Genomic DNA, 21,363 nt, shown 5'->3' on the forward strand with positions numbered 1-21,363 from the left:
TGGCGAGCCCGATGCCGGATGCGCCGCCGATCACGAGAGCCGTGCCCGGGGTGTGGTGGTCGCTCATTCCGCCGGCTCCGCGGTCGCCGGAGCGGGCTGTCCGGCCGCGCCCAATTTCCTGGTCAGAAAGCGCAATTGATGGTCGACCACCGGATCGAACCACGGGTTTCCGGCGAACACGTCGAAGTGGTCGCAGGGGTAGTGCCTGACCTCGGCGCGCGCGGCGAAGGCCGCCTTGGCCGCCGCCTGCGGAGGTGCGGCGCGATCGAAGTCGGCGATCTGCACCAGCACCGGGGCGGTGATGCGGTCGGCGTGCCGGTCGGCGCGGTAACCACCGAGCTCGAGGCCCACCGCCGCGTCGACCTCGTTGCGCCAGGTCGGGCCGGCCAGCGCCCGATAGCTCTCGTAGTAGCCGGGAGCGGTGAGTGCGGCTCGCTCGCCCGGCCTGCCCACCAGCGGCATCATCGTCGGGGCCGCGCCGAGCCGGGTGGCCACGGCGCTGCGCAGCCCGGCCAGCGTGGCGGCGGCCATCGGCGCCGCGCCCCGCTGCGCGAACGCGTGCCTGCCCGCGGCCAGGCCGCTGACCATCGGCACCAGGGCGATCACCGCGCACACGTCGGCCCGCTCGGCGGCCAGGGTGAGCGCGTGCCCGCCCGACTGCGAGACGCCCCACAGCACGATCCGCGCGGGGTCCGCACCGGGGGCCCGCCCCGCCGCGGCGATCGCGGCACGGTAGTCCTCGACCTGCCCGCGCATCGAGACCCGTTGCCGCGGTTGGCCTTCCGAGCTGCCGAAGCCGCGATAGTCGAAGGCGAACACGGCCAGCCCCGCGGCGGCGAGCCGGCGGGCGAACGGTTCGAGCCCGGAGTCCTTCGTGCCGCCGAAGCCGTGCGCCATCACCACCACCGGCCTGCCGCGCTCGCCCGCGAAGGGGCTGTCACCGCCGTGGAAGTACCAGGCATGGCAGGTGGTGCCGTGCGAATCGAAAGCCATCTCGGTGCGTGTGCTCATCGGGCACCGCCGGCGGTCACCGCGTCGTCCTCGGCCACCCGCGCCCAGGGCGGTGGACCCTGGCGCCGGGCGCGGTCGGCGCCGGCCGGGAGTTCGCGCACCCGCAGGTCGTGTTCGTAGAGGAAGTAGTCGACCTGCTGGGTGTGCCGGGGACGGTCGAGCATGTGCCCGGTGTAGCGCTGCTGGTCCTCGGCGATCACGCGTCGCATCCGGTCCGGGGACGGCAGCCGGTAGCGGCCGACGGCGTAGGCCCCGATCAGCCGGGCCTGCGCCTCCACGAACGGGAACAGCGTGGGCGTGGCCTGGGCGAAACCCGCGAAGACCAGGTCCTCGACGCCGGGGGCGAACATGCGTTTGTAGAGGTCGATCCGGTTGTCGGGGGCGCTGATGAACTCCGGGTCGAAGAACGGGAAGGTGATGTTGTACCCGGTGGCGTAGACGACGATGTCGAACTCGCCGCTGGTGCCGTCGACGAAATGCACCGTGTGCCCGTCCAACCGGGCGATATCGGGTTTGGCGACCACGTCGCCGGAGCCGAGGCGCAGCGGCAACTCCACCGACTGCGTCGGATGTGCTTCGAAGAACTTGTGGTTCGGGGTGGGCAGCCCGTAGGACTCGGGTCTGCCCGCGGTGAGCGGCTGCCCCCACTGCGCGATCTTGCGTTGCCAGGACAGTGGCAGGTACGGGCTGGTGCGGTAGTACTTGTCGGCCGGGCGGCCCGCGATGTACTTCGGCACGATCCAGGCCCCGGACCGGGTGGACAGGGTGAGGGTGGTGCCCAGCGCCTTGGCGGACAGTTCCACGGCGATGTCGGCGGCGCTGTTGCCCAGCCCGACGACCAGGATGCGTTTGCCGGTGAAGTCCAGCGGCGTCCACGGGTCGATGTAGTGGTGCGCGTGCAGCACGGTGCCGCCGAACTCGCCGGGGAAGTCCGGGTAGCGCGGGTCCCAGTGGTGGCCGTTGGCGACGACCAGCAGGTCGAAGCGGCGGGTCTCGCCGCGCCCGGTGGTGAGCTCCCAGCCACCGCCGGGCAGCCTGCGGGCGTGTTCGACGGCGTTGCCGAACTCGATGTGCTCGGCCAGGCCGAACGCCGCGCAGTAGTCGTCGAGGTAGGCCTTGATCTGGGTGTGGTGCGGGAAGTCCGGATAGTCCGCGGGCATCGGGAAGTCGCGGAAGGACAACTGGTGCTTGGAGGTATCGATGTGCAGCGAGCGGTAGGCGCTGCTGTGGCCGTTCGGATTGCCGAAGGCCCAGTTGCCGCCGATCCGGTCGGAGGACTCGAAGCAGACATAGGGCACGCCGTAGTCGGTGAGCATCTTGCCCGCCGTCAACCCGCTGATGCCCGCCCCGATGACCGCTGTGCGCGGGAGATACATCGTCGAATCCCTTTCCGCCGGGCCCCGGCGTCGGTGGACGCGGTGGGTAGACAGATTTAGGATTCTGTCTACAAGTAGTCACATTCTCAGATCTGTCCACCCTTTGTTAGGGTTTTCGCGAAACCGGATGCCGTTGCCGTGGCGGCTCGAGGCGAAAGCGAGGCGCGTGAGCGAGGCACCGACCGTCTCGGTGGTGGACCGGCTGCTCGACGCCGCCGAAAAGTTGCTGGCCAGTAAGGGGATCCGCGCCACCACGGTCAGCGAGGTCGCGGAGGCGGCCGGCGTCTCGCGCGCCTGGCTGTACCGCCATTTCCCCGACAAACCCGCGTTGATCGGCGCGGCGATCGTCCGCCTGAACGAGACCTTCTGGCAGGACGCCGGCGCCGAGCTGGAGCGCATCGGCACCTTCGCCGAACAGGTCGCCGCCGGTGTCCGGATCGGGCGCGGCGCCTACGACGACCCCGGCGCCCTGCTGCTACGGCTGCGCACCGACGAACCGGAGGAGTTCGCCGCCTGCGCGGGCGCCGGTGTCTCCGGTCTGGTGCCCGACCTGGCCGCGTTCTGGCGCCCGTTCGTCGAAGCCGCCGCCGCCCGCGGCGAGATCCACCCCGGCCACGACCTGGCCGAGGTGTCGGAATGGCTGGCCCGCGTCCTCATCAGCCTCGGCACCGTGCCCGGGGAGACCATCGACCCCGACGACCCGGCGGCCGTGCTGCGCTGGGTGCGCACGTACTTCCTGCCCGCACTGCGCGCCGATCCGGCCGCCGCGCACTGATCCCGGGCGTGCGCGATCCGGCGTGCGCCTCCGCCTCCGGTTCGGTCGTCGGCCGCTCGGGCGTGCGGCGCAGGTTGCCGCGCTGATACACCGCGAAGCCGGCCTGCCCGGTCGCGAGCCCGTCGAACACGGCGGTGAGCGAGACCGCCACCGTCCGGCTCGGCCGCGCTGACCACGCGTTCGGTGGGCCGACGAAAACCCGTTTCGGCGGTACCAGGCCGGGAATGGCCGGGGGAGAGCCGAAACGAAGGAGGTGGCCGATCGTGTCGCAGACACAGGCCGCGAGCCGGCGGCGAGTGGTGATCGTCGGCAGCGGATTCGCCGGGTTCACGTGCGCCAAGCACCTGTGCCGCACGCTGGCCTGGACCGGCGAGGACGATGTGGAGATCGTGCTCGTCACCCCCAACGACTACATGCTGTACACCCCGCTCTTGCCGGACGTGGCGGGCGGGCTGATCGATCCGCGCTTCGTCGTCATCTCGTTGGCCGATTCGCTGCCTCGGGTGCGGCTGGTGGTCGCGACTGCGGAGTCGGTGGACCTCGCGAACAAGACGATCACCGTCACCAGCCCGCACCACGCACCCCGCGAGCTGTCGTGGGACCGGCTGGTGCTCACACCCGGCTCGGTGACCCGGCTGTTCGACGTGCCCGGCCTGGCCGAGCACGCCCGCGGGCTCAAGACCGTCGCCGAGGCGCTGTACCTGCGCGAGCAGCTGCTGCGCCAGCTCGAACTGGCCGACCACGAGGACGACCCCGAGGTGCGCCGGGCGCGCCGCACGTTCGTGGTGGTCGGCGCCTCCTACGCGGGCACCGAACTCGTCGCCCAGTTGCGCGCCCTCGCCGACACCTACGCCGATCGCCGCGGCTTCGCCCGCGAGGAGATCCGGTTCCTGTTGCTCGACACCGCCGAGCGGGTGATGCCCGAGGTGGGCGAACGCCTCGGTGACAAGGTGCTGGAGGTGCTGCGCGGCCGCGGCATCGACATCCGGTTGCAGACCACGCTCGCCGAACTCGACGACGACCGCGTGGTGCTCACCGACGGCACGGTGGTGCCGACCCACACCGTCGCGTGGGTGACCGGCGTGACCGGCGCGCCGATCCTGGCCACGCTGGGACTGCCGATGGAACGGGGGCGTCTGGTGGTCGACGAATACCTGCGGGTCCCCGGCCACCCGGACGTGTTCGCCGGCGGCGACGCCGCCGCGGTGCCCGACCTGACCGCGCCGGGCAAGATCACGCCACCGACCGCCCAGCACGCGAGCAGGCAGGGCAAGGCGCTGGCCCGCAATGTCGCGGCGAGTCTCGGCACGGGCAGCGAGGCGCCCTACCGGCACAAGGACATGGGGTTGGTGGTCGACCTCGGCCCCGGCTTCGCCGTCGCGAATCCGCTCGGCGTGCGACTGTCCGGACTGCCCGCCAAGGTGGTCGCGCGCGCCTATCACACGTATGCGGTGCCGCGCGGGGTCAACCGCTGGGCGATCACCCTCACCTACCTGACCAACGCCGTCACGCCGCGGCCGCTGTCGCTGCTGGGCCTGGTCAGTCCCGAGGAGGCCAGCTTCGGCATGAGCGAGGGCATCCCCGCGCGCCGATGAGCGGGGAACGAACCGGCGGGTTTGGCTCCGCGCCCCCGTGGTACCCACCCCGCGTATGGCCCCGCCGATGGTGCCGGGGCGAGATCACGTGAGGGTTCCCGCTGCGGCCGAGCCGTCCGGCCCGACCGCAGCGGGTGCCGCTCGCGACAGGTATCGCACAAGGAATGGCAGCGTGATGATGGACAACACTCCCGTGCGCAGCGGCGAGCCTCAGGACACCGACCCCGTGATCTGGCCCGACCCGAGCCCGCTGGCCGGGTGGTGGGCCGACGTGATGTCGAGCGGCACCACCCAGCGGCCGACGAACTCCTCTGCCCAGAACTGATCGGCCCAGAACTTATCGGCCCGGGGACTAGCGCGGCGCCATCCGGATCGCGCCGTCGAGGCGGATCGTCTCGCCGTTGAGCATCGGGTTCTCCACGATGTGCCGGGCCAGCGCCGCGTACTCGCCGGGATCACCCAGCCGCGACGGGTGCGGGACCTGCGCGCCGAGCGAGGCGATCGCCTCGTCGGGCAGCGTCGCAAACAGCGGGGTGTGGAACAGGCCGGGCGCGATGGTGACGACCCGGATCTTGATCGCGGCCAGGTCGCGCGCGATCGGCAGCGTCATCCCGACGATGCCGCCCTTGGAGGCGGAGTAGGCGGCCTGGCCGATCTGGCCGTCGAAGGCGGCGACGGATGCGGTGTTGATGATGACGCCGCGCTCCTCGCCCTCCGGATCGGTGGCGGCGATGCGCTCGGCGGCCAGGCGGATCACGTTGAACGTGCCGATCAGGTTGACGTTGACGACCTTGGTGAAGTCGGCGAGCGGGAACGCGCCCTTCTTGCCGACGGTCTTGATCGCGTTGCCGATGCCGGCGCAGTTGACGGCGATGCGCAGCGTGCCGAGTTCCTGGGCGGCGTCGAGGGCGGCGCTCACCTGCTCCTCGTTGGTGACGTCGGCCGCGGCGAAGACCACTCCGTCGCCGAGTTCCTTGGCGACGCTCTCGCCGTCGGAGGACGGCAGGTCGATGATGACCACCTTGCCGCCGTTGCGGTGCAGTTCCTTCACCGTGGCCAGGCCGAGGCCCGAGGCACCGCCGGTGACCACCGCGACGGAGTTGCCGATCTGCATCTCGAATTCCCTTCTGCGTCGCCGGTCGCGTGGACCGGATCCGTCCCATGCCGCGCGCGACACCGGCGCGGTCGGCGTCCGTAGGATAGCCAGGCCGTCACCAGGAAGTAAACCGGCGTTCTCCCTCTTGTACGGAAGTGTGCTGTTCAAAGGGGGTGAACCGTCGGTTCACCCCTGCGCTGCGACGTGCGATTTCGGCCTGTGCCGACAGCAGGTGTTCCGGTGCCGAGACTCGATGTTGGTGGTTGTTCGCTGTTCTCCCCGCGCTTTCACAGCGGTGCGGTCGCCCACCAGTGGTCGTAGAGGTCCTGGCCGGTGTGGTGGTCCCAGGAGACGTCGAGGACGATCCAGGCGCGGGCGGGATCGTCGAAGGTGACCGTGAGCAGGCCAGTGTCACCGCCGGCGTAGTGCGTCCAGCGGACCCGGCCGGTCCCCGAATCGCGCTGCCACACTTCCTCGCGGGTGGTGTCGTCGGCGACGGCCGTGCGGAAGGTCTCGTCGCGGCGTGGGTCGCCCGGGCGGAAGGACCACGCGTAGAAGTGGATGCCGTTGTCCTGCACGCATTCCAGCGCGGGGGCGCGGCCGTTGTCGAGCACGTCCAACGGCGTGCAGCGGGCGCCCTGGTAGCCGGTGGCGGCCGGGGTGTCGGGGATCAGGCCGGGGAGGAGGGCGGCGAGTTCGCCGGTGCGGCCCCAGGCGGGGTTCGTCGCGACGGTGGTGGTGGCGGTGCCGGAGGTGACCGGCGGTGGGCTCGTCGTGGGCCCGGCGACGGCGCTGCCCGGGACCGTGGTGGCGGTGCGGCCGAACGCGAGCACCAGGGCGACCGCCAGGACACCGGCGACCGCGACCCCCGCACCCCACCACACGGCGGCGGGGCGACCGGGAGGATGTGCGGTCCGGTGGTTGTCGGGCGCGGCAGCGGAGCTGCCGTCCGGGAGCGGTCGGACCGTCGCGCGCGCGGCAGCCGGGGCGTGCGGCGCCGGACCCGCCCGGTGCGGACTGGGCTGGTGCGGACGGTCTGCTCGGCCGGAGTTCTGTTCCGGCCCCGCGGCTTCCGGCCCCGCGGCTTCCGGACCGGGCGGGTGGTCGGCGAGCGCGGCCGCGGCGGCGGCCGCCAGGGCGTGGCAGTCGGGATAACGCTCGGCGGGATCCTTGGCCAGGGCGGTGGCGAGGACGTCGTCGAGGGCGCGCGGAAGGTCCGGGGCGCGCCGGGTCACCGGGGGTGGTGGTTCCAGCAGGTGGGCGCGGAGGAGTTCGGCGGGGGTGGTGCCGGTGAACGGCAAAGCGCCGGTGAGCATCTGGTAGAGGGTGACACCGAGGGAGTAGAGGTCGCTGCGGTGATCGGGCTCGCGCCCGTCGATCTGCTCGGGGGCCACATAGCCGAGGGTGGCGGGCAGCGCGCCCGCGCCGGTGAGGCGGACGGCGTCGTCGCGGCTGCGGGCGATGCCGAAGTCGGCGACGAAGACGTGGTCGCCGCCGTCGTCGTCGGCGGCCACCAGCAGATTGGCGGGCTTCACGTCGCGGTGCAGCAGGCCGCGGCGGTGGGCGGCGTCCAATCCGGCGGCGGCCTGGGCGACAAGGTCGACCGCGCGCCGCGCGGGTAGGCGCCCGTGCTCCCGGATCAGCCGCGCCGCGTCCGGGCCCGCGACGTACCGCATGGAGATCCAGAGCCGCTCGTCCTCGGCGCCGCGGTCGTAGATCTCCACGACGTGCGGGTGGTCCAGCCGCACCGCGATATCGGCCTCGCGGGCGAACCGGGCGCGGAACTCGGGGTCGGCGCCCGCCGCCGCGTCCAGCACCTTCAGCGCCACCGAGCGCGGCAGCCGGGGATGCCGGGCGAGATACACCGTGCCCATCCCGCCCGAGCCGAGGGTGCGCTCGATGCGGAAACCGGCGAACACGGTCCCCGGCGGCATCGCCATGTCCGGCTCTCCTTCTCAGAGCGGCGCCGAGCGCCACCATCGGTCGTACACATCCTGCCCGCCGCTGCCGCCGCTGGCCGAGACCAGGCAGAAGTGGCGATCGGGGTCGTCGAACGCCACATCGAGCAGTCCGAACCCGGCGGTGTCGTCGGTCGCCCACCGGATCGTGCCGCTCCCGGAGGGCCGCGTCCAGGATTCCTCGTGGATGTCGGTGAGGCCGAGCGTGTCCGAGCGGTAGGTCACCGGCGCCCGCGACGGGTCGCATCGGATGTTGACGTTGATGCCGTCGTCGGTGGTGGCCGGGCAGTGCAGCCACGAACCCTCGTCGTCGTTGCGGGCGCAGCGCATGCCCTGGTAGCCGGTGCCCGTCGGCTCGGACGGCAGCAGATCGGGGAACGCGGCCACGATGTAGGCGGCGGGACCCCACGCGGAGGTGGTGGTCGGTGGCGGCGTGGTGGTCGCCGGTGGCGTCGTGGTGGTCGCCGGTGACGGGGTCGCGACCGGCGTGCCTGCGGTGCTGTTCCCGCGGACCAGGAGGGCCGCCACCGCCGCGGCCACGACGAGCGCCGCCACCGTGGTGGCGATCAGCAGCAGCCGAGCGGAACGGGGTGGTCCGGCCGGCCCGGCAATGCCCGGTTCCGACGGTGTTCGAGGTTGCGCCGAGGCGGTGGGGTGCGGGGCGGGGGAGAGGTCCGCCGGGGTGACACCGGGACCGCCGGCCGGTCCGGTCGTCCCCGACGGCGGGGGAGGCGCCATCCGGTGGGGTGCCGAACGGTGCGGGGTGCTCGCCGCCAGCGCCGCCGTCGCCGCCCGCGCGAGCTCGCCACAACTCCCGTACCGGTGCGCCGGTACCTTCGCCAGCGCCCGGGCGATCACCGGGTCGAACGCGGCGAGCGCCGGATGCGTGGCCGACGGGCGTGGCGGCGGCTCGTACAGGTGGGCCTGCATGGCGGCGGCGGGCGAGCGCCGCGCGAACGGCACAGCGCCGGTGAGCATTTCGTAGAGCGTACAACCGAGCGCGTAGACGTCGGTGCGGGCGTCCAGCGGGCCACCGGCGAACGTCTCCGGCGCCGCGTAGGCGAAGCTGGCCAGTACCGAGCCGGAGGTGGTCGCCGCGGCGTCGAGCGATCGGGCGATGCCGAAATCGGTGAGGCGCACGACGTCCGCGCCGTCGTCGTCGGTGGAGACGAGGATGTTCGCGGGTTTGACGTCACGGTGCAGCAACCCGCGCCGGTGCGCGGCGTCGAGCCCGCGTGCCGCCGCGGCGACGATCCCGACGGCCCGCTCGGCGGGCAACCCGGCCGGTTCGGCGGCGACCAGCTCGCCCGCATCCACCCCGTCGACATAACGCATGGCGATCCACAGGAACTCGCCCTCGCGCCCCCGGTCGTAGACGGCGACCACGTTGGGGTGCTCCAGCCGCGCCGCCAGCTCGGCCTCCCGCTCGAACCTCGCGCGATACCCGGGATCGGCCGCCAACTCCGGATCCAGCACCTTCACCGCGTCCCGCCGCGGCAGCCGAGGATGCTCGGCCAGATACACCGTCCCCATCCCGCCCGCCCCGAGCCGACGCACGATCCGATACCCGGCGAAGACATCCCCAGCACCCGGCAACCGCACGACGACCTCCTCCCACCCGCACAATACCGCCGACGCCACCGTCCGTCCGACGAGAATCACGCCGCCGTCCCGGCGCACCCCGGCCGGTGTAGTCGCGGGCTCGTCGGTGGACGGCGGGGCCGCGGCGGTGCGGTCACTACCGCTCGAGACGACCGGGGCGCCGCTGTGCCAACCGTGCCAGCAACTCTGTGAGCAGGGCCGTTTGGCGGGGCATGGTGTGCACCTGCACGTGTTCGTCGCGGGCGTGGGGGTAGCCGCCGATCGCGCCGAGGCCGTCGAGGGTGGGGACGCCGGCGGCGGCGCTGATGTTGCCGTCGGAGACGCCGCCCGCGGTGGCGGTGGCGAGCGGGCCGAGCCCGAGTTCGTCGGCGGCCGCCTCGGCGTGGGCGAGGAGGCCCGCGGCCGCGCGTTCCTCGAACGGGAGCCGGTCGATGCCGCCGGTGACGACGACCTCGGCGCCGGGCAGGTGGGGGCGCAGGCCGGTGAGGGCGCGGTCGACGTCTGCCATGGCGGCGGTCGTCCAGGACCGCACGTCGACGTGGCAGTGCGCGCGTTCGGGTACGGTGTTGCCGGTGGTGCCCGCCGACAGCACGGTGGGGGTCACGGTGGTGTCCCGGTCCGACAGTGCCGTGAGCGCCAGGATCTGGTGTGCCAGTTCGACTCCGGCGTTGATGCCGCGTTCGGGTTCCAGGCCCGCGTGGGCGGCGCGGCCGCGGATCTCGATGTCGTAGTTGGCGATTCCCTTGCGGCCGACCTTCACGGCCCCACCGTCGGCGGCGGGTTCGCAGACCAGGACCGCCCCGGCGCGCCGGGACTGCTCCTCGATGAGCGTCCACGCGCTGCGGGAGCCGATCTCCTCGTCGCCGGTGAGCAGCACGCTCACCCGGCCGGGGTCGCCGTGCAGGGCGAGTGCGGTGACCAGCTGGACGATGCCCGCCTTCATGTCGAAAACGCCCGGCCCGCTCGCGATTCCGTCGCGCACCGTGAACGGCCAGTCGGTGAGGGTGCCCAGCGGCCACACGGTGTCGAAATGGCCGAGCAGCAGCACGGTCGGGTGCGCGGCGGCGGCGAGGACGTGCGGCAGGCCGTCGCGTTCGAGCACCTCGACGCGGTGCGGGAGCAACGGCGCGAGCCAGGACACCAGGAGGTCGGCGCACCGGCGCAGGTCGGCGGGGGAGTCCGAGGGGGATTCGCAGCCCACGAGGTCGGCCAGGCGCGCCACCATGTCCGGCAGGGCTTCGCCCGCCCGCACGAGGGTGTCGTGCTCGCCGTCCACCCTCCGGATCATCCCACGTCCGGGGGAGTTCCACCGGGAGGTGTCCGAAAGGTCCGTATCCCTTCTACACTGGCGCAGTGCGTCCTCGCCGGCTGATCGCCCTGTCCCTGTTCGCCCTGCTCGTCCCGCTCGGTGCCGCCTGCACCGCCGAGGGACCGGGCTCCACCGCCGACTGCAATGTCGGCGGCTGCACCATCACCTTCACCCGCGGGGTCGACGCCCAGGTGAGTGTCCTGGGCGTCGACGCGCAACTGGTGGCCGTCGACGGCAACCTGGTCACGTTGCAGATCGCCGGTCAGCAGGTGACCGTGCCGATGGGCGAGACCCGCCCCGCCGAAGGTCTCGACGTCGCGGTGCAGGAGGTGACCGCCGACCAGGTCGTCGTGAAGGTCAACACCGGCCTGACCGGAGGCTGACACCGCCGACGAGTTCGGCGGCGGTGCGCCGTTCCGGGGACCACCCGCCCGCCCGGGCCGGCGTGTCGACGGCATCCTGTCGACACCATCCTCTGGCTGTCCGCGGCCTCGGACCAGCAGCACCGGAGCTGCCGCCGCCGTCGCCGCCGCGGTGCCTGCGCCGGCAAGGACCAATGCCCCACCCGCACCGACGCCGGCGACCGCCGGCGCGCCGAGCAGCGTGCCGAACATCGTCGCCGCGTTGTTGACCGAGCCCATCGCGGCGAACGCGCGGCCTTTCACCGCGGGCGGCACGTGCGTCGCGATGAGCACCGTGATGGCCGAGACCTGGAGCGAGTTCGCCACGCCCGCGGCGGCGAACCCGATCGCCGCGCCGAGGAGCGATCCGGACAGGCCGGCGCCGGCCAGGCCCGCGCCCATGACCAGTCCGGCCGCGACCAGAGTGCGGCGTTGGTGCTGCGGCGCGATCTTCGGCGCAGGCCACACCGACGTCAGCAGCCGTCCGGCGACGAACGCGGTCGTCACCAGCCCGTATTCCAGCGGTGTCGCGGACAGGGTTGCGCGCACGTAGAAGACTTCCGCCACGGTGAAGACGGCGGTGAACACGATCGCCGCGGCCAGGGCGCCCATCGCCGCCCGAACGACCCGATTCGCGGCCAGCAGGGCGGGCGCCTCCACGACTTGCCGCCACCAACCGGGTCGACCCGTGGCCGGATGCTCGGGCGGAAAAGGCAACACAAGCGCTACTCGCGAGACGGCGCTCCCGGCAGCCGAAACCGCCACGGCCACCGCCCACATGAGCGACCGGATCATGTTCTCGATTCCCCCGAACTGGCCTGCTCGGCCAACCTACCGTGCGCCGCCCCTGCGACCAGGGCCGACAACGGTACACCCGACAATCGGGCATCGGTGCGGGTGGTGATCCGCTACAGCGGTCACCCCGGCGTCCGGGGGTGCGCGGCACGGTCGGGCAGACTGGGAACCTGCACGCGGATCGCCCGGTGGACCGCCGGGCGATCGGAGAGGTTCGGCGGAACGGCGAGGAGCAGGCATGGTCGAGGGCGTCCGCACGCTCGACCGTGCCGCGCCCGCCGCGGCTGCCCCCACGCCGCGCCGCCGGTCCCTGCGCCGGGCGGTGCTGCTGACGGCGCTGGCGTTGATCCTGGCGCAACTGGCGCTGCGCGGCTGGATCGCCGCGCGCGGCTACTTCTACTGGGACGACCTGATCCTGGTCGGCCGCGCGGGCCGCTACGACCTGTTCTCGGCGGACCTGCTGCTGCACGACCACGACGGTCACTTCATGCCGCTGGCGTTCGCCACCGCCTGGGTGCTCACCCGTGCCGCGCCGCTGGTCTGGGCGGGCCCGGTGCTGACGATGGTGGTGCTGCAACTGGCGGCTTCGCTGGCCGTGCTGCGCATGCTGCTGGTGTTGCTCGGCCGACGGCCGGTGGTGTTGATCCCGTTGGCGTTCTACCTGTTCTGCCCGCTCACGCTGCCCGCGTTCGTGTGGTGGGCGGCCGCGCTCAACGCGTTGCCGCTGCAGATCGCGCTGGCCTGGCTGATCGCCGACGCGGTCCGGCTGGTGCGCACCGGGCGGATCCGCTTCGCCTGGTCGGGGATCGCGGTGCTCGTCGTGGCCCTGTCGTTCTTCGAGAAGTCGGTGGTGGTGCCGTTCACCGCGTTCGCGGCGGCGGCGCTGGCGCTGCACGTGCGGGGGATCCCGCGGCCGGTGCGCACGGTGGCGCGCCGTGGTCGGGTGCTGTGGCTGGGGTCGGCGGTGGTGCTGGCCGGCTGGGCGGCGGTGTATCTGAGCGTCGTCGACCTGACGAGCGAACCCCACGACCGGCACGACGTCGGCGAATTGGTGCGCAGCGCCACCGGTCGCGGCGTGGTGCCCGCGCTGTTCGGCGGGCCGTGGCGGTGGGAGCGCTGGGTGCCCGCGACCCCGTGGGCGGCGCCGCCCGGCTGGGTGGTCGCGGCCTGCTGGGTGCTCACCGGTCTCGCGGTGGCGCTCGTGCTCGCCCGGCGCAGGCACGTGCTGCCGGTGCTGGCGGCGGCGATCGGTTACGTGGTGCTGGCACAGTTGCCGCTGGCCCTGCTGCGCAGCGGCCCGCACACCGCCACCGAGATCATGCAGTCGCTGCGCTACCTCGCCGATGTCGCCGTGGTGCTCACCGTCGCCGCGGCCCTGGTGTGCCGTGCCCCCGCCCGTCGTGGCGGCCCGGTCCCGTTCCGCCGTCCGGCCTTCGCGCTGACCGCGGCATTCGTGGCCGGCAGCCTGGTCTCGACGCTGACCTACGCGGACTCGTGGTGGACCAACCGCACCCGGACCTACCTGCCGACCGTGGCCGCCGAACTACCGCGGCAGGACGCGCCGCTGCTCGAGCAGGAGGTGCCCTGGGAGGTGCTGGCGCCGGTCGCCTATCCGCAGAATCTCACCGGTCAGGTCTTCGCGCCGATCGCAGGCGAGGACGCCTTCGCCGACTCGACACCGCGGCTGCGCATGATCACCGACGACGGGCACATCGTCGACGCGGTGGTCTGGTGGAACCGGCACATCCTGCCCGGCCCCGAACCGGGCTGCGATCACCGCGTGACCGGGCCGACCCCGGTGGATCTGCCGCTGGACGGTCCGATGATCGAGAACAAGTGGACCGCCCAGCTCAACTACCTCGCCGACCGCGACGGCCGCATCACCGTCGCCCTCGGCGACGGCGAGCCGGTCGTGGTCCCGGTGCGCGCCGGGGTGCACACCGTCTACGTGCGGGTGATCGGCGGCGGCACCGCGTTGCGGGTCGGCGCCTTCACGCCGGGGCTCGGCCTGTGCATCGGGGTCGGTCCGGTCGGGGTCGCCTCGTTCGATCGCTGAGCGCCCGGTGCCGATCGCCCGGTCATACGCCGATGCCGCGGGCCAGCTCCGCCAGCACCGTGTCGAACAGCGCTTCGGGGTCGCGTACCGGCAGCGGGTAGTTGCCGAACACCTCGAGGGTGACGTGCCCGTACAGCCGCGCCCATAGCGTGATCATCAGGTAGGTCACGCCCAGATCCAGCTTCTCGGCCGGGAACTTCTGGCCGGCTTCGGCGAGCATGGCCAGCAGGTCGTTCTGGTAGCCGATCAGGTCCGCGCGCAACGCGGGCGGAATGGTGTCGGTGGGCGGCAGCGCCAGCTCGTAGGTGGTCAGCAGGCGTCCCGCCGCGGCGAGGAACACCCGGCCGAACGGTTCCTCGAACCGGCGCAGGCCCGCGGTGTGCACCCGGTTCGGCGAGGCGAACACCAGGGTGAACTCGTGCGCGTGCGCCAGTGCCCAGCGCCGGAAACCGCGGCAGATCGCGATCAGTTGCAGCAGGCCGTCCTCGGTCGCCGCCGCCGCCTCGACGGCCAGCTCGTCGGCGAGGTCGAGGCAGATGTCTGCGCGCAGCGCGTCGGCGAGCTCCTCGTGCGAGGCGTAGTGCCGGTAGAGGGCGGGGGCGGTGACGCCGAGGTCGCGGGCGATCGCCCGCAGCGTCATCGCCTCCGGCCCCTGCGCCACCAGCAGCGCCCTGGCCGCGCGCCGGATGTCGGCGGCGGCCACCGCGGGCACCCGGCCGCGCCGCCCGGTCACGATCGGCTCACTGGTAGGCGACCTGCCAGCTCTTGATGCCGTTGAGCCACCCCGAGCGCAGCCGCACCGGTTCGCTCACCTGGCGCAGGTTCGGCATCACGTCGGCGATCGCGTTGAAGATCAGGTCCAGCTGCAACCGGGCCAGATTCGCGCCGACGCAGTAGTGCGTGCCGGTGCCGCCGAAACCGACGTGCGGGTTCGGGTTGCGGGTGATGTCGAAGGTGTACGGGTCGGTGAAGTGGTCTTCGTCGAAGTTGGCCGACGCGTAGAACAAGCCGACCCGCTGGCCCTTCTTGATCGCCTGTCCGCCGAGTTCGGTGTCCTGCAGGGCGGTGCGCTGGAAGGCGACGACCGGCGTGGCCCAGCGCACGATCTCGTCGGGCGCGGTGCGCGGGCGCTCGGCCTTGTACAGCTCCCACTGCTCGGGGAAGTCGACGAAGGCCTTCATGCCGTGCGTGGTGGCGTTGCGGGTGGTCTCGTTGCCCGCCACGGCCAGCAGGATGACGAACCAGGCGAACTCGTCCGACCCCAGCGACTCGCCCTCGATGTCGGCGGTGACCAGCTGGCTGACGATGTCGTCGGCCGGGCACTTGCGCCGCTCCTCGGCCAGGTTCCAGGAGTACCCCATGATCTCGGCGGTGGCGACCTTGTGGTTGCCGTCGAAATCGGGATCGTCGTAGCCCATCATCTGGTTCGACCAGTCGAAGAGCTTGCCGCGGTCGGCCTGCGGCACGCCGAGCAGTTCGGCGATCGCCTGCAACGGCAGCTCACAGGCCACCTGCTGCACGAAGTCACCGCCGCCGGTCTTCTTGGCCTCGTGCACGATCCGCTCGGCTCGCTCGTGCAGGGCGTCGCGCAGCGACTGCACCGCGCGCGGGGTGAAGCCGCGGGAGATGATGCGGCGCAGCTTGTCGTGCGCGGGCGGATCGGTGTTCACCAGCATGGCGCGCTGGATGTCGATCTCTTCGCGGGTGATGTCGGCGTTGAAGCGGATGACCGCGGTGTTCTCGTGGTTCGACCAGATCTCGGGTGTCTTGGAGATCTCCTTGATGTCGGAGAGCTTGCTCACCACCCAGTACCCGCCGTCGTCGAACCCGCTGGTGCCGTCGGGCTGGTCGACCCACCACACCGGAGCGGTGCGGCGCAGCTCGGCCCATTCCGCCACGGGCAACCGGGTGGCGAGCAGGTCGGGGTCGGTGAAGTCGAAGTCGTGCGAAAGGGACGGCGCGGACACGGCTACCTCCTCGTAGGGCTGGTTCACGGGAGAGTGAACCACACCACACACCAATTTGTGAACACTATTTAGTAAATGATGTTCATCCGATGCGTCGAGGGGTCTGGACGGCGCGCGCGTCCGCGCCTGTTTCGGTTTCGACACGAAGCGGCCCCGGCGGCTCCGAATCGGTGTGCCGGGCCCGCCGCGCGTGATAGGACGGTGATCGGCGGGCCGTCTTCAGTCGGTAGGACGACCCGCTCGGCCCGAGTGCCCGGAGCACTCGCATCGGATCGGGAGCGCCATGGATTCCGCACTCGAATCTCGTCTCGCCCAGGCCGCACACCGGCTCCCCGCCCCCGAGGGTGCCACCACCGCGAATCGCAGGCTGTTCAGCAGGCTGCGCCGCCGCGGACCGGCTCTGGTGCTGTCCCCGCGCGGGGCCGCCGACGCCTACACCCTCGACCTGTGGCGGTGCGCCGTGCGCGAGGCGGTCGACACGGCGGCCGCGTCGGCCTGCGCGCTGATCGTCGACACGAGCAGGATCGACTTCCTGTCCTGTCGAGCGCTGGTGGTGCTCGCCGAAGAGGCCGGACGCGCCGCCGAGCGCGGCGTGCCGGTGAGCCTGGTGACGCCGAACCGGACCATCGCCCGCATCGCCGCGGTGGATCCGGCCACCGTCGCCCTGCCCATCCACTCGACGGTCGTCAGCGCCCTGACCGCCCTGCGGTTGCGGGATTCGCAGGACACCTCCGGTCGCTCCGGCACACCGCTCGCCCTGGGCAACTGACCGATACACATACGCGAACTTGAAAGTTAGGGCGTCCGAAAATTACAATCCGGACGTATGAAGCTCGTTGCGTCTCGTGCGTTCTCCGTGCCGTGGCGGTCGGTGACGGCCGCGCTGGCGGCCTGTCTGATGGTCTCGGTCGTGGCGGCGTGCGGCGGTGCGCGCGGTGACGACGACCGGCCGACCGTGCTGACCACCTTCACCGTGCTCGCCGACATCGCGGGCACGGTGGCGGGCGAGCACCTGCGCGTCGAATCGATCACCAAGGCGGGCGCGGAGATCCACGGGTACGAGCCGACCCCTGGGGACATCAGGAAGGCGGCCACCGCCGACCTGATCCTGGACAACGGGCTGAACCTGGAGGCGTGGTTCGAGCAGTTCGTCGCCGAGGTCGACGTGCCGCACGCCGTCGTCAGCGAGGGCGTCGAACCGATCGACATCGCCGGCGACGCCTACCGGGGCAAGCCCAACCCGCACGCCTGGATGTCGCCGCTGAACGTACGGATCTACGTCGACAACATGGTGCGCGCCTTCGCCGAACTCGACCCCGACCACGCCGCCGACTTCCGCGCCAACGGCGAGCGCTACAAGGCCGAACTGGACGCGGTGCACGCGGAGCTGACCGGTGCGCTGAGCGCGCTGCCCGAATCGCAGCGGGCGCTGGTGACCTGTGAGGGCGCGTTCTCCTACCTGGCCAGGGACGCCGGGCTCACCGAGAAGTACATCTGGCCGGTCAACGCCGAGCAGCAGGCCACCCCGCAGCAGATCACCTCCGCGATCGATTTCGTCCGCGAGCGCGCCGTGCCCGCGGTGTTCTGCGAATCCACCGTCTCCGACGCGCCCATGCGGCGCGTGGTGGAGGCGACCGGCGCCGCCTTCGGCGGCGTGCTGTACGTGGACTCGCTGTCCGAACCGGACGGGCCGGTGCCCACCTACCTGGCACTGATCCGGCACGACGCGCGCACCATCGCCGATGCGCTGACAGGACGGGCGTGATGGGTGAACTCGCGGTGGACGTCGCCGACGTCACGGTCCGCTACGGCGAGGTGCTCGCCCTCGACGGTGTCTCGCTGACGCTGGCCCCCGGCCGGATCTGCGGCCTGGTCGGCATGAACGGCTCGGGCAAGTCGACACTGTTCAAGACCATTGTGGGACTGGTCAAGCCGACCTCGGGCACGGTCACCCTCTACGGGGACACCCCGCGCGCGGCGCGGCGCGCCGGTCTGCTCGGCTATGTGCCGCAGAGCGAGGACGTGGACTGGAGCTTCCCGCTCACGGTCCGCGACGTGGTGCTCACCGGCCGCCACGGCCGAATGGGCTTCCCGCGCCGTCCGCGCCGCGCCGACCGGGAGGCCGTGGACCGCGCGCTCGCGCGGGTCGAGCTGACCGAGCTGGCCGACCGGCAGATCGGCAGGCTCTCCGGCGGCCAGCGCAAGCGCGCGTTCGTGGCCCGGGCGCTGGCCCAGGAGGCGACCCTGCTGCTGCTGGACGAGCCGTTCGCCGGGGTGGACAAGCGCTCGGAAGCGGCGATCACCACGCTGCTGCGCGAGCTGGCCGCCGAGGGCGCGGCGATCGTGGTGTCCACCCACGACCTGCACGCCCTGCCCGAGCTGGCCGACGAGGCCGTGCTGTTGATGCGCAGCGTGCTGGCGCGCGGCACGCCGGAGGAGGTGCTGCGGCCGGAGAACCTGGCCGCCGCCTTCGGCCTTGACGTGCTCGGCCGGTCCTGACCGGCCCCTTCGACGACGGGAAGCGATGATGAATCCGATCGAGTTCTTCCTCGAGCCGCTGCGCTACGAGTTCATGGTGCGCGCGCTGACCACCACGGTCGCCGCGGCGCTGGTCTGTGCCGTGCTGTCGTGCTGGCTGGTGCTGATCGGCTGGTCGCTGATGGGGGATGCGGTCTCGCACGCGGTGCTGCCCGGCGTGGTGCTCGCCTATATCGCGGGGCTGCCGTTCGCGGTGGGCGCGGTGGTGTTCGGTTTCGCGGCGGTCGGCCTGATCGGGCTGGTGCGTGAGACCAGCCGGGTCAAGGAGGACGCCGCCATCGGCATCGTGTTCACCACGTTCTTCGCCGCGGGCCTGGTGCTGGTCTCGGTGACGCCGAGCCAGACCGACCTCAATCACATCGTGTTCGGCAACCTGCTCGGTGTCGGCCGCGGCGAACTGGTCCAGGTGGTCGTGCTCGCCGCGATCACCCTGCTGGCGCTGGTGCTGCTGCGCCGCGATTTCACCCTGTTCGCCTTCGACCCCACCCACGCCCACGCCATCGGCCTGAATCCGCGCGTGCTCGGCAGCTGCCTGCTCGGGCTGCTCGCGCTGACGGCCGTGGTGGCACTACAGGCGGTGGGCGTGGTGCTGGTGGTGGCGATGTTGATCATCCCCGGCGCGACGGCCTATCTGCTCACCGACCGCTTCCAGCGGATGCTGCTCATCGCGCCCGCGGTCTCCGTCGCCGCCGCGGTCACCGGCCTGTATCTGAGCTACCACCTGGACACCGCGTCGGGCGCGATGATCGTGGTGGTGCAGGGCGCGGTGTTCGTGCTGGTCTACCTGTTCGCCCCGCGCCACGGCATCCTCGGGCGCAGGCTGGCCGCGCGCGCCCTGGCCCGCCGTGATCAGGTCACGGCGTCCAGGTGATGCGGCCGCCCTCGAAGTCCTGCGCCTTGCCGTTCTCGTAGTCGTACTCGTCGCTGGTCGGGTAGCCGTACTGGCCGTTCTCCGCGCCCGCGGCGATCCAGCGATCGCGGATCACGCCCCACACCGCGTGCGCGCCGGTGCGCGGCGAGTAGTAGATCGCGCCGCCGTTGAACAGGTTGTAGCGGCCGTTGTCGGCGCTGGTGGACTCGTCGGTGACCGGGAAGCCGAGCGGTCCGGACTCCCAGCCGAGCCGGCCCCATTTGTCGCGGATCGCGCCGCCGACCTGGTGGGCGGCGGTGCCGATCGACCAGTAGATGCTGCCGCCCTGGAAGTGGTTGAAGCGGCCGGTGTCGCCGGGGGTGGCGGTCTCGCGGGTGACGGGGTAGCCGAGTGCGCCGCGCTCGTAGCCGAGCTGGCCCCATTTGTCGCGGATCGGGCCGCCGACCTGGTGGGCGCCGACATCGCCTCGCCAGTAGATGGCGGCGTTGTTGGCGAAGGTCTGGAATCGTCCCCCCGACGCCGCGTCGAGTTCGGGGCCGGTGGGGTCGCCGAGCACGGCCGGGCCGCCCGCCTGGTCGTACTCGACCTCGATCGCGCCGCCGACGTCGAACGCGCCGACCGGTCGCGCGCCTGCGACGCCGAGTGCGGAGGTGAACAGCACCGCCAACGAGGCGGTGGCGGCGGCGGTGCGGCGTGCCGCGCGCGATCCTGGACGCTGTGCCATGAAGAACTCCCTGCTCAGGTCGATGCTGCCTCGGTACCAACGTGACGACATGGTGCTACGACATCGCCTTCATCGGCCCGGCCCCGAGCAGCGTTAGCGCGACGGTGGCGCGGCTCACGCCACGGAATACCGCGACGGCGCAGATGTGGCTGCCGCCCACCGCGTCACCGCGCCGACCCCGGCCGAGATCCTGGTGTGGGAGGCGTGCACCACCGGCTCACCGGGCGAACACGCTGCCACCGATCGTGAGGTAGGCGAGCAGCAGGAAGAACAGGAACCACCCGGTGCCCTGCCAGATCGGCCACACCCGGCCCTGCCGCCAGCGCAGGTAGGTGATGACGAACGCGCCGATCCAGCCGGCCGCCAGTACCACCGCCGGGCCGACCACCATGGCGACCCGGGACGCGGTGTCGCACAGCATCGGTCCGGTCTCGCAGGCGTCGCGGCTCGCCGCCCAGATCCCGATGATCACCGCCACGAGCGCGGCCAGCGCGACCACGCCCAGCCCGAAGCGGACGGCCTTGCGAAAGCCCTCCGGATCCGACCACCGCTTCTCGACATCGTCGACCACCGTTGCCTCACCTCCGTCTCGTCACCGGAGTTGCCTGAGGCGCGCGCGCCAAACCCGCCGAGCGATCGCCAACCGTTCAGCGCATGGCCGGCAGGTCCGGCGGCTCGGTGTGGTTGTGGCGCATTTCGAACCAGTAGGTCGCGACGACGGTGCCGTAAGCGGCGACGACGACCAACGCGGTGACAGCGAACAACAGCAACAGCAACAAGATCACCAGAGCCATGAGCCCTCCCCCGAAATCGGGTGTGTCGGCATCGAAGCAAGCCGGCGCGGCATTGCGCCCAAGTTCGAGCTCCCTTCGAATCCTAGAACTCGGACCGGGCGGACGCATGTTCCCGCGCTGTGAGACGAGTCATGTCGCCGGGCCGGTGTAGGCCGGCTCACCGGGGGTATCCGTCGCTGTCGCGACGGACCTTCCGCGCATTCCGCCCACGTTCCCGCGGTGTTTCGCCCCTGTCGCACAACGCCGCCGGGCCGTAGCGTTGCGGGTATGCGGATCGACGACGCGAACCTCACCGACCACGCGAAGCTGGCGGAGTTCTACCTCGACAAGGCGATGCAGATCCTGCGCCCCCTCCTCGAGGACGACTTGGCCAGCCTGCCCAGCGACGAGGCGTGGGTGCGCGCCCGCACGCTGCAGGGCCAGGCGCAGGTACACGCCACTCTGGCCCTGCGCGAACAGCTTTCCCGGTTGCCCGGCGGCGCGGCCTGACCGCCG

The 21,363-nt window shown here is 71.9% G+C and carries 21 protein-coding genes; 9 read left to right on the top strand and 12 right to left on the bottom strand.

Going from position 1 to position 21,363, the window contains the following annotated elements; translation table 11 throughout:
* Nucleotides 1-63 precede the first annotated feature (63 nt).
* Together CRM89_RS05080 and CRM89_RS05085 are read right to left on the bottom strand one after the other, a co-directional pair.
* Entirely contained in the window at nt 64-1,011 is a 948-nt protein-coding gene (locus CRM89_RS05080; RefSeq protein ID WP_098083349.1) for an alpha/beta hydrolase, read from the bottom strand.
* Nucleotides 1,008-2,387 (bottom strand): NAD(P)/FAD-dependent oxidoreductase, encoded by a 1,380-nt coding sequence (locus CRM89_RS05085; RefSeq protein ID WP_098083350.1) that lies wholly within the window; start codon nt 2,385-2,387, stop codon nt 1,008-1,010. Before CRM89_RS05085 ends, CRM89_RS05080 begins: the two co-directional genes overlap by 4 nt.
* Before the next feature lie 127 nt (nt 2,388-2,514).
* On the opposite strand from CRM89_RS05085, the gene CRM89_RS05090 reads away from it, so the two are divergent.
* The 3 genes from CRM89_RS05090 to CRM89_RS30770 all read left to right on the top strand — a co-directional run bounded on the left by CRM89_RS05090 (nt 2,515) and on the right by CRM89_RS30770 (nt 5,082).
* The gene (locus tag CRM89_RS05090; RefSeq protein ID WP_098083351.1) at nt 2,515-3,162 is read left to right on the top strand and encodes a TetR/AcrR family transcriptional regulator; all 648 of its coding nucleotides are present in this window, start codon (nt 2,515-2,517) and stop codon (nt 3,160-3,162) included.
* 263 nt (nt 3,163-3,425) lie between these two features.
* Nucleotides 3,426-4,757, top strand: coding sequence for an NAD(P)/FAD-dependent oxidoreductase (locus tag CRM89_RS05100; protein ID WP_371391959.1), 1,332 nt, complete (start codon nt 3,426-3,428; stop codon nt 4,755-4,757).
* A gap of 175 nt (nt 4,758-4,932) precedes the next feature.
* Nucleotides 4,933-5,082: a hypothetical protein gene (locus tag CRM89_RS30770; protein WP_157838381.1), complete on the top strand. Its 150-nt coding sequence runs from the start codon at nt 4,933-4,935 to the stop codon at nt 5,080-5,082.
* Nucleotides 5,083-5,109: 27 nt separating this feature from the next.
* On the opposite strand, the gene CRM89_RS05105 is transcribed toward CRM89_RS30770, so the two are convergent.
* From CRM89_RS05105 to CRM89_RS30775, 5 genes are all read right to left on the bottom strand, one after another.
* A complete protein-coding gene (locus CRM89_RS05105; RefSeq protein ID WP_060591733.1) occupies nt 5,110-5,871 on the bottom strand; it encodes a 3-hydroxyacyl-CoA dehydrogenase in 762 nt (253 codons plus the stop codon).
* A gap of 269 nt (nt 5,872-6,140) precedes the next feature.
* Entirely contained in the window at nt 6,141-7,793 is a 1,653-nt protein-coding gene (locus CRM89_RS05110) for a serine/threonine-protein kinase (protein ID WP_098083353.1), read from the bottom strand.
* 15 nt (nt 7,794-7,808) lie between these two features.
* On the bottom strand, nt 7,809-9,413 hold the full coding sequence (locus CRM89_RS05115; RefSeq protein WP_098086879.1) for a serine/threonine-protein kinase: 1,605 nt from the start codon (nt 9,411-9,413) through the stop codon (nt 7,809-7,811).
* A gap of 136 nt (nt 9,414-9,549) precedes the next feature.
* Nucleotides 9,550-10,689: a M20 family metallopeptidase gene (locus tag CRM89_RS05120; protein ID WP_216641960.1), complete on the bottom strand. Its 1,140-nt coding sequence runs from the start codon at nt 10,687-10,689 to the stop codon at nt 9,550-9,552.
* Between the two features lie 8 nt (nt 10,690-10,697).
* Entirely contained in the window at nt 10,698-11,783 is a 1,086-nt protein-coding gene (locus tag CRM89_RS30775; RefSeq protein WP_172964445.1) for an MFS transporter, read from the bottom strand.
* Between the two features lie 373 nt (nt 11,784-12,156).
* Between CRM89_RS30775 and CRM89_RS05135 the strand changes: the two genes are divergently transcribed.
* Nucleotides 12,157-13,974, top strand: a complete 1,818-nt coding sequence (locus tag CRM89_RS05135; protein ID WP_098083356.1) for a hypothetical protein — start codon at nt 12,157-12,159, stop codon at nt 13,972-13,974.
* A gap of 22 nt (nt 13,975-13,996) precedes the next feature.
* Here CRM89_RS05135 and CRM89_RS05140 read toward each other — a convergent pair whose 3' ends face one another.
* Nucleotides 13,997-14,707 carry a TetR/AcrR family transcriptional regulator gene (locus CRM89_RS05140; RefSeq protein WP_060591727.1) on the bottom strand — a complete coding sequence of 237 codons (711 nt, stop codon included), beginning with the start codon at nt 14,705-14,707 and terminating at the stop codon, nt 13,997-13,999.
* 7 nt (nt 14,708-14,714) lie between these two features.
* Complete coding sequence (locus CRM89_RS05145) at nt 14,715-15,941, bottom strand: cytochrome P450 (RefSeq protein WP_011208964.1); 1,227 nt, start codon at nt 15,939-15,941, stop codon at nt 14,715-14,717.
* 283 nt (nt 15,942-16,224) lie between these two features.
* Here CRM89_RS05145 and CRM89_RS05150 point away from each other — a divergent pair, with 283 nt between their 5' ends.
* The 4 genes from CRM89_RS05150 to CRM89_RS05165 are packed head-to-tail and all read left to right on the top strand — an operon-like array spanning nt 16,225 to nt 19,350.
* Entirely contained in the window at nt 16,225-16,710 is a 486-nt protein-coding gene (locus CRM89_RS05150; RefSeq protein ID WP_086852391.1) for an STAS domain-containing protein, read from the top strand.
* A 57-nt stretch (nt 16,711-16,767) separates the two neighbouring features.
* Nucleotides 16,768-17,706: a metal ABC transporter substrate-binding protein gene (locus CRM89_RS05155; RefSeq protein ID WP_011208966.1), complete on the top strand. Its 939-nt coding sequence runs from the start codon at nt 16,768-16,770 to the stop codon at nt 17,704-17,706.
* A complete protein-coding gene (locus tag CRM89_RS05160; protein ID WP_060591723.1) occupies nt 17,706-18,440 on the top strand; it encodes a metal ABC transporter ATP-binding protein in 735 nt (244 codons plus the stop codon). The genes CRM89_RS05155 and CRM89_RS05160 overlap by 1 nt, the downstream gene beginning before the upstream one ends.
* Nucleotides 18,441-18,468: 28 nt before the next feature.
* The gene (locus tag CRM89_RS05165) at nt 18,469-19,350 is read left to right on the top strand and encodes a metal ABC transporter permease (RefSeq protein WP_060591721.1); all 882 of its coding nucleotides are present in this window, start codon (nt 18,469-18,471) and stop codon (nt 19,348-19,350) included.
* Here the strand turns inward: CRM89_RS05165 and CRM89_RS05170 are convergent.
* The 3 genes from CRM89_RS05170 to CRM89_RS30780 form a co-directional block, all read right to left on the bottom strand.
* The gene (locus CRM89_RS05170) at nt 19,334-20,074 is read right to left on the bottom strand and encodes an LGFP repeat-containing protein (protein ID WP_098083357.1); all 741 of its coding nucleotides are present in this window, start codon (nt 20,072-20,074) and stop codon (nt 19,334-19,336) included. The genes CRM89_RS05165 and CRM89_RS05170 overlap by 17 nt on opposite strands.
* A 217-nt stretch (nt 20,075-20,291) precedes the next feature.
* Complete coding sequence (locus CRM89_RS05175) at nt 20,292-20,645, bottom strand: hypothetical protein (protein ID WP_011208970.1); 354 nt, start codon at nt 20,643-20,645, stop codon at nt 20,292-20,294.
* 76 nt (nt 20,646-20,721) lie between these two features.
* Nucleotides 20,722-20,868 (bottom strand): hypothetical protein, encoded by a 147-nt coding sequence (locus CRM89_RS30780; RefSeq protein ID WP_011208971.1) that lies wholly within the window; start codon nt 20,866-20,868, stop codon nt 20,722-20,724.
* Between the two features lie 267 nt (nt 20,869-21,135).
* On the opposite strand from CRM89_RS30780, the gene CRM89_RS05180 reads away from it, so the two are divergent.
* Nucleotides 21,136-21,357: a hypothetical protein gene (locus CRM89_RS05180; protein ID WP_041560093.1), complete on the top strand. Its 222-nt coding sequence runs from the start codon at nt 21,136-21,138 to the stop codon at nt 21,355-21,357.
* The last annotated feature ends 6 nt before the right edge of the window (nt 21,358-21,363 follow it).

The organism is Nocardia sp. FDAARGOS_372 (genome assembly GCF_002554515.1).
GTDB lineage: Bacteria > Actinomycetota > Actinomycetes > Mycobacteriales > Mycobacteriaceae > Nocardia > Nocardia farcinica.

Coding starts and splice junctions, on each gene's coding strand:
- CRM89_RS05080 (WP_098083349.1), bottom strand. CDS start 1,011: ATGAGCACACGCACCGAGATGGCTTTCGATTCGCACGGCACCACCTGC.
- CRM89_RS05085 (WP_098083350.1), bottom strand. CDS start 2,387: ATGTATCTCCCGCGCACAGCGGTCATCGGGGCGGGCATCAGCGGGTTG.
- CRM89_RS05090 (WP_098083351.1), top strand. CDS start 2,515: ATGCCGTTGCCGTGGCGGCTCGAGGCGAAAGCGAGGCGCGTGAGCGAG.
- CRM89_RS30770 (WP_157838381.1), top strand. CDS start 4,933: ATGATGGACAACACTCCCGTGCGCAGCGGCGAGCCTCAGGACACCGAC.
- CRM89_RS05105 (WP_060591733.1), bottom strand. CDS start 5,871: ATGCAGATCGGCAACTCCGTCGCGGTGGTCACCGGCGGTGCCTCGGGC.
- CRM89_RS05110 (WP_098083353.1), bottom strand. CDS start 7,793: ATGGCGATGCCGCCGGGGACCGTGTTCGCCGGTTTCCGCATCGAGCGC.
- CRM89_RS05135 (WP_098083356.1), top strand. CDS start 12,157: ATGGTCGAGGGCGTCCGCACGCTCGACCGTGCCGCGCCCGCCGCGGCT.
- CRM89_RS05150 (WP_086852391.1), top strand. CDS start 16,225: ATGGATTCCGCACTCGAATCTCGTCTCGCCCAGGCCGCACACCGGCTC.
- CRM89_RS05155 (WP_011208966.1), top strand. CDS start 16,768: ATGAAGCTCGTTGCGTCTCGTGCGTTCTCCGTGCCGTGGCGGTCGGTG.
- CRM89_RS05160 (WP_060591723.1), top strand. CDS start 17,706: ATGGGTGAACTCGCGGTGGACGTCGCCGACGTCACGGTCCGCTACGGC.
- CRM89_RS05165 (WP_060591721.1), top strand. CDS start 18,469: ATGAATCCGATCGAGTTCTTCCTCGAGCCGCTGCGCTACGAGTTCATG.
- CRM89_RS05170 (WP_098083357.1), bottom strand. CDS start 20,074: ATGGCACAGCGTCCAGGATCGCGCGCGGCACGCCGCACCGCCGCCGCC.
- CRM89_RS30780 (WP_011208971.1), bottom strand. CDS start 20,868: ATGGCTCTGGTGATCTTGTTGCTGTTGCTGTTGTTCGCTGTCACCGCG.
- CRM89_RS05180 (WP_041560093.1), top strand. CDS start 21,136: ATGCGGATCGACGACGCGAACCTCACCGACCACGCGAAGCTGGCGGAG.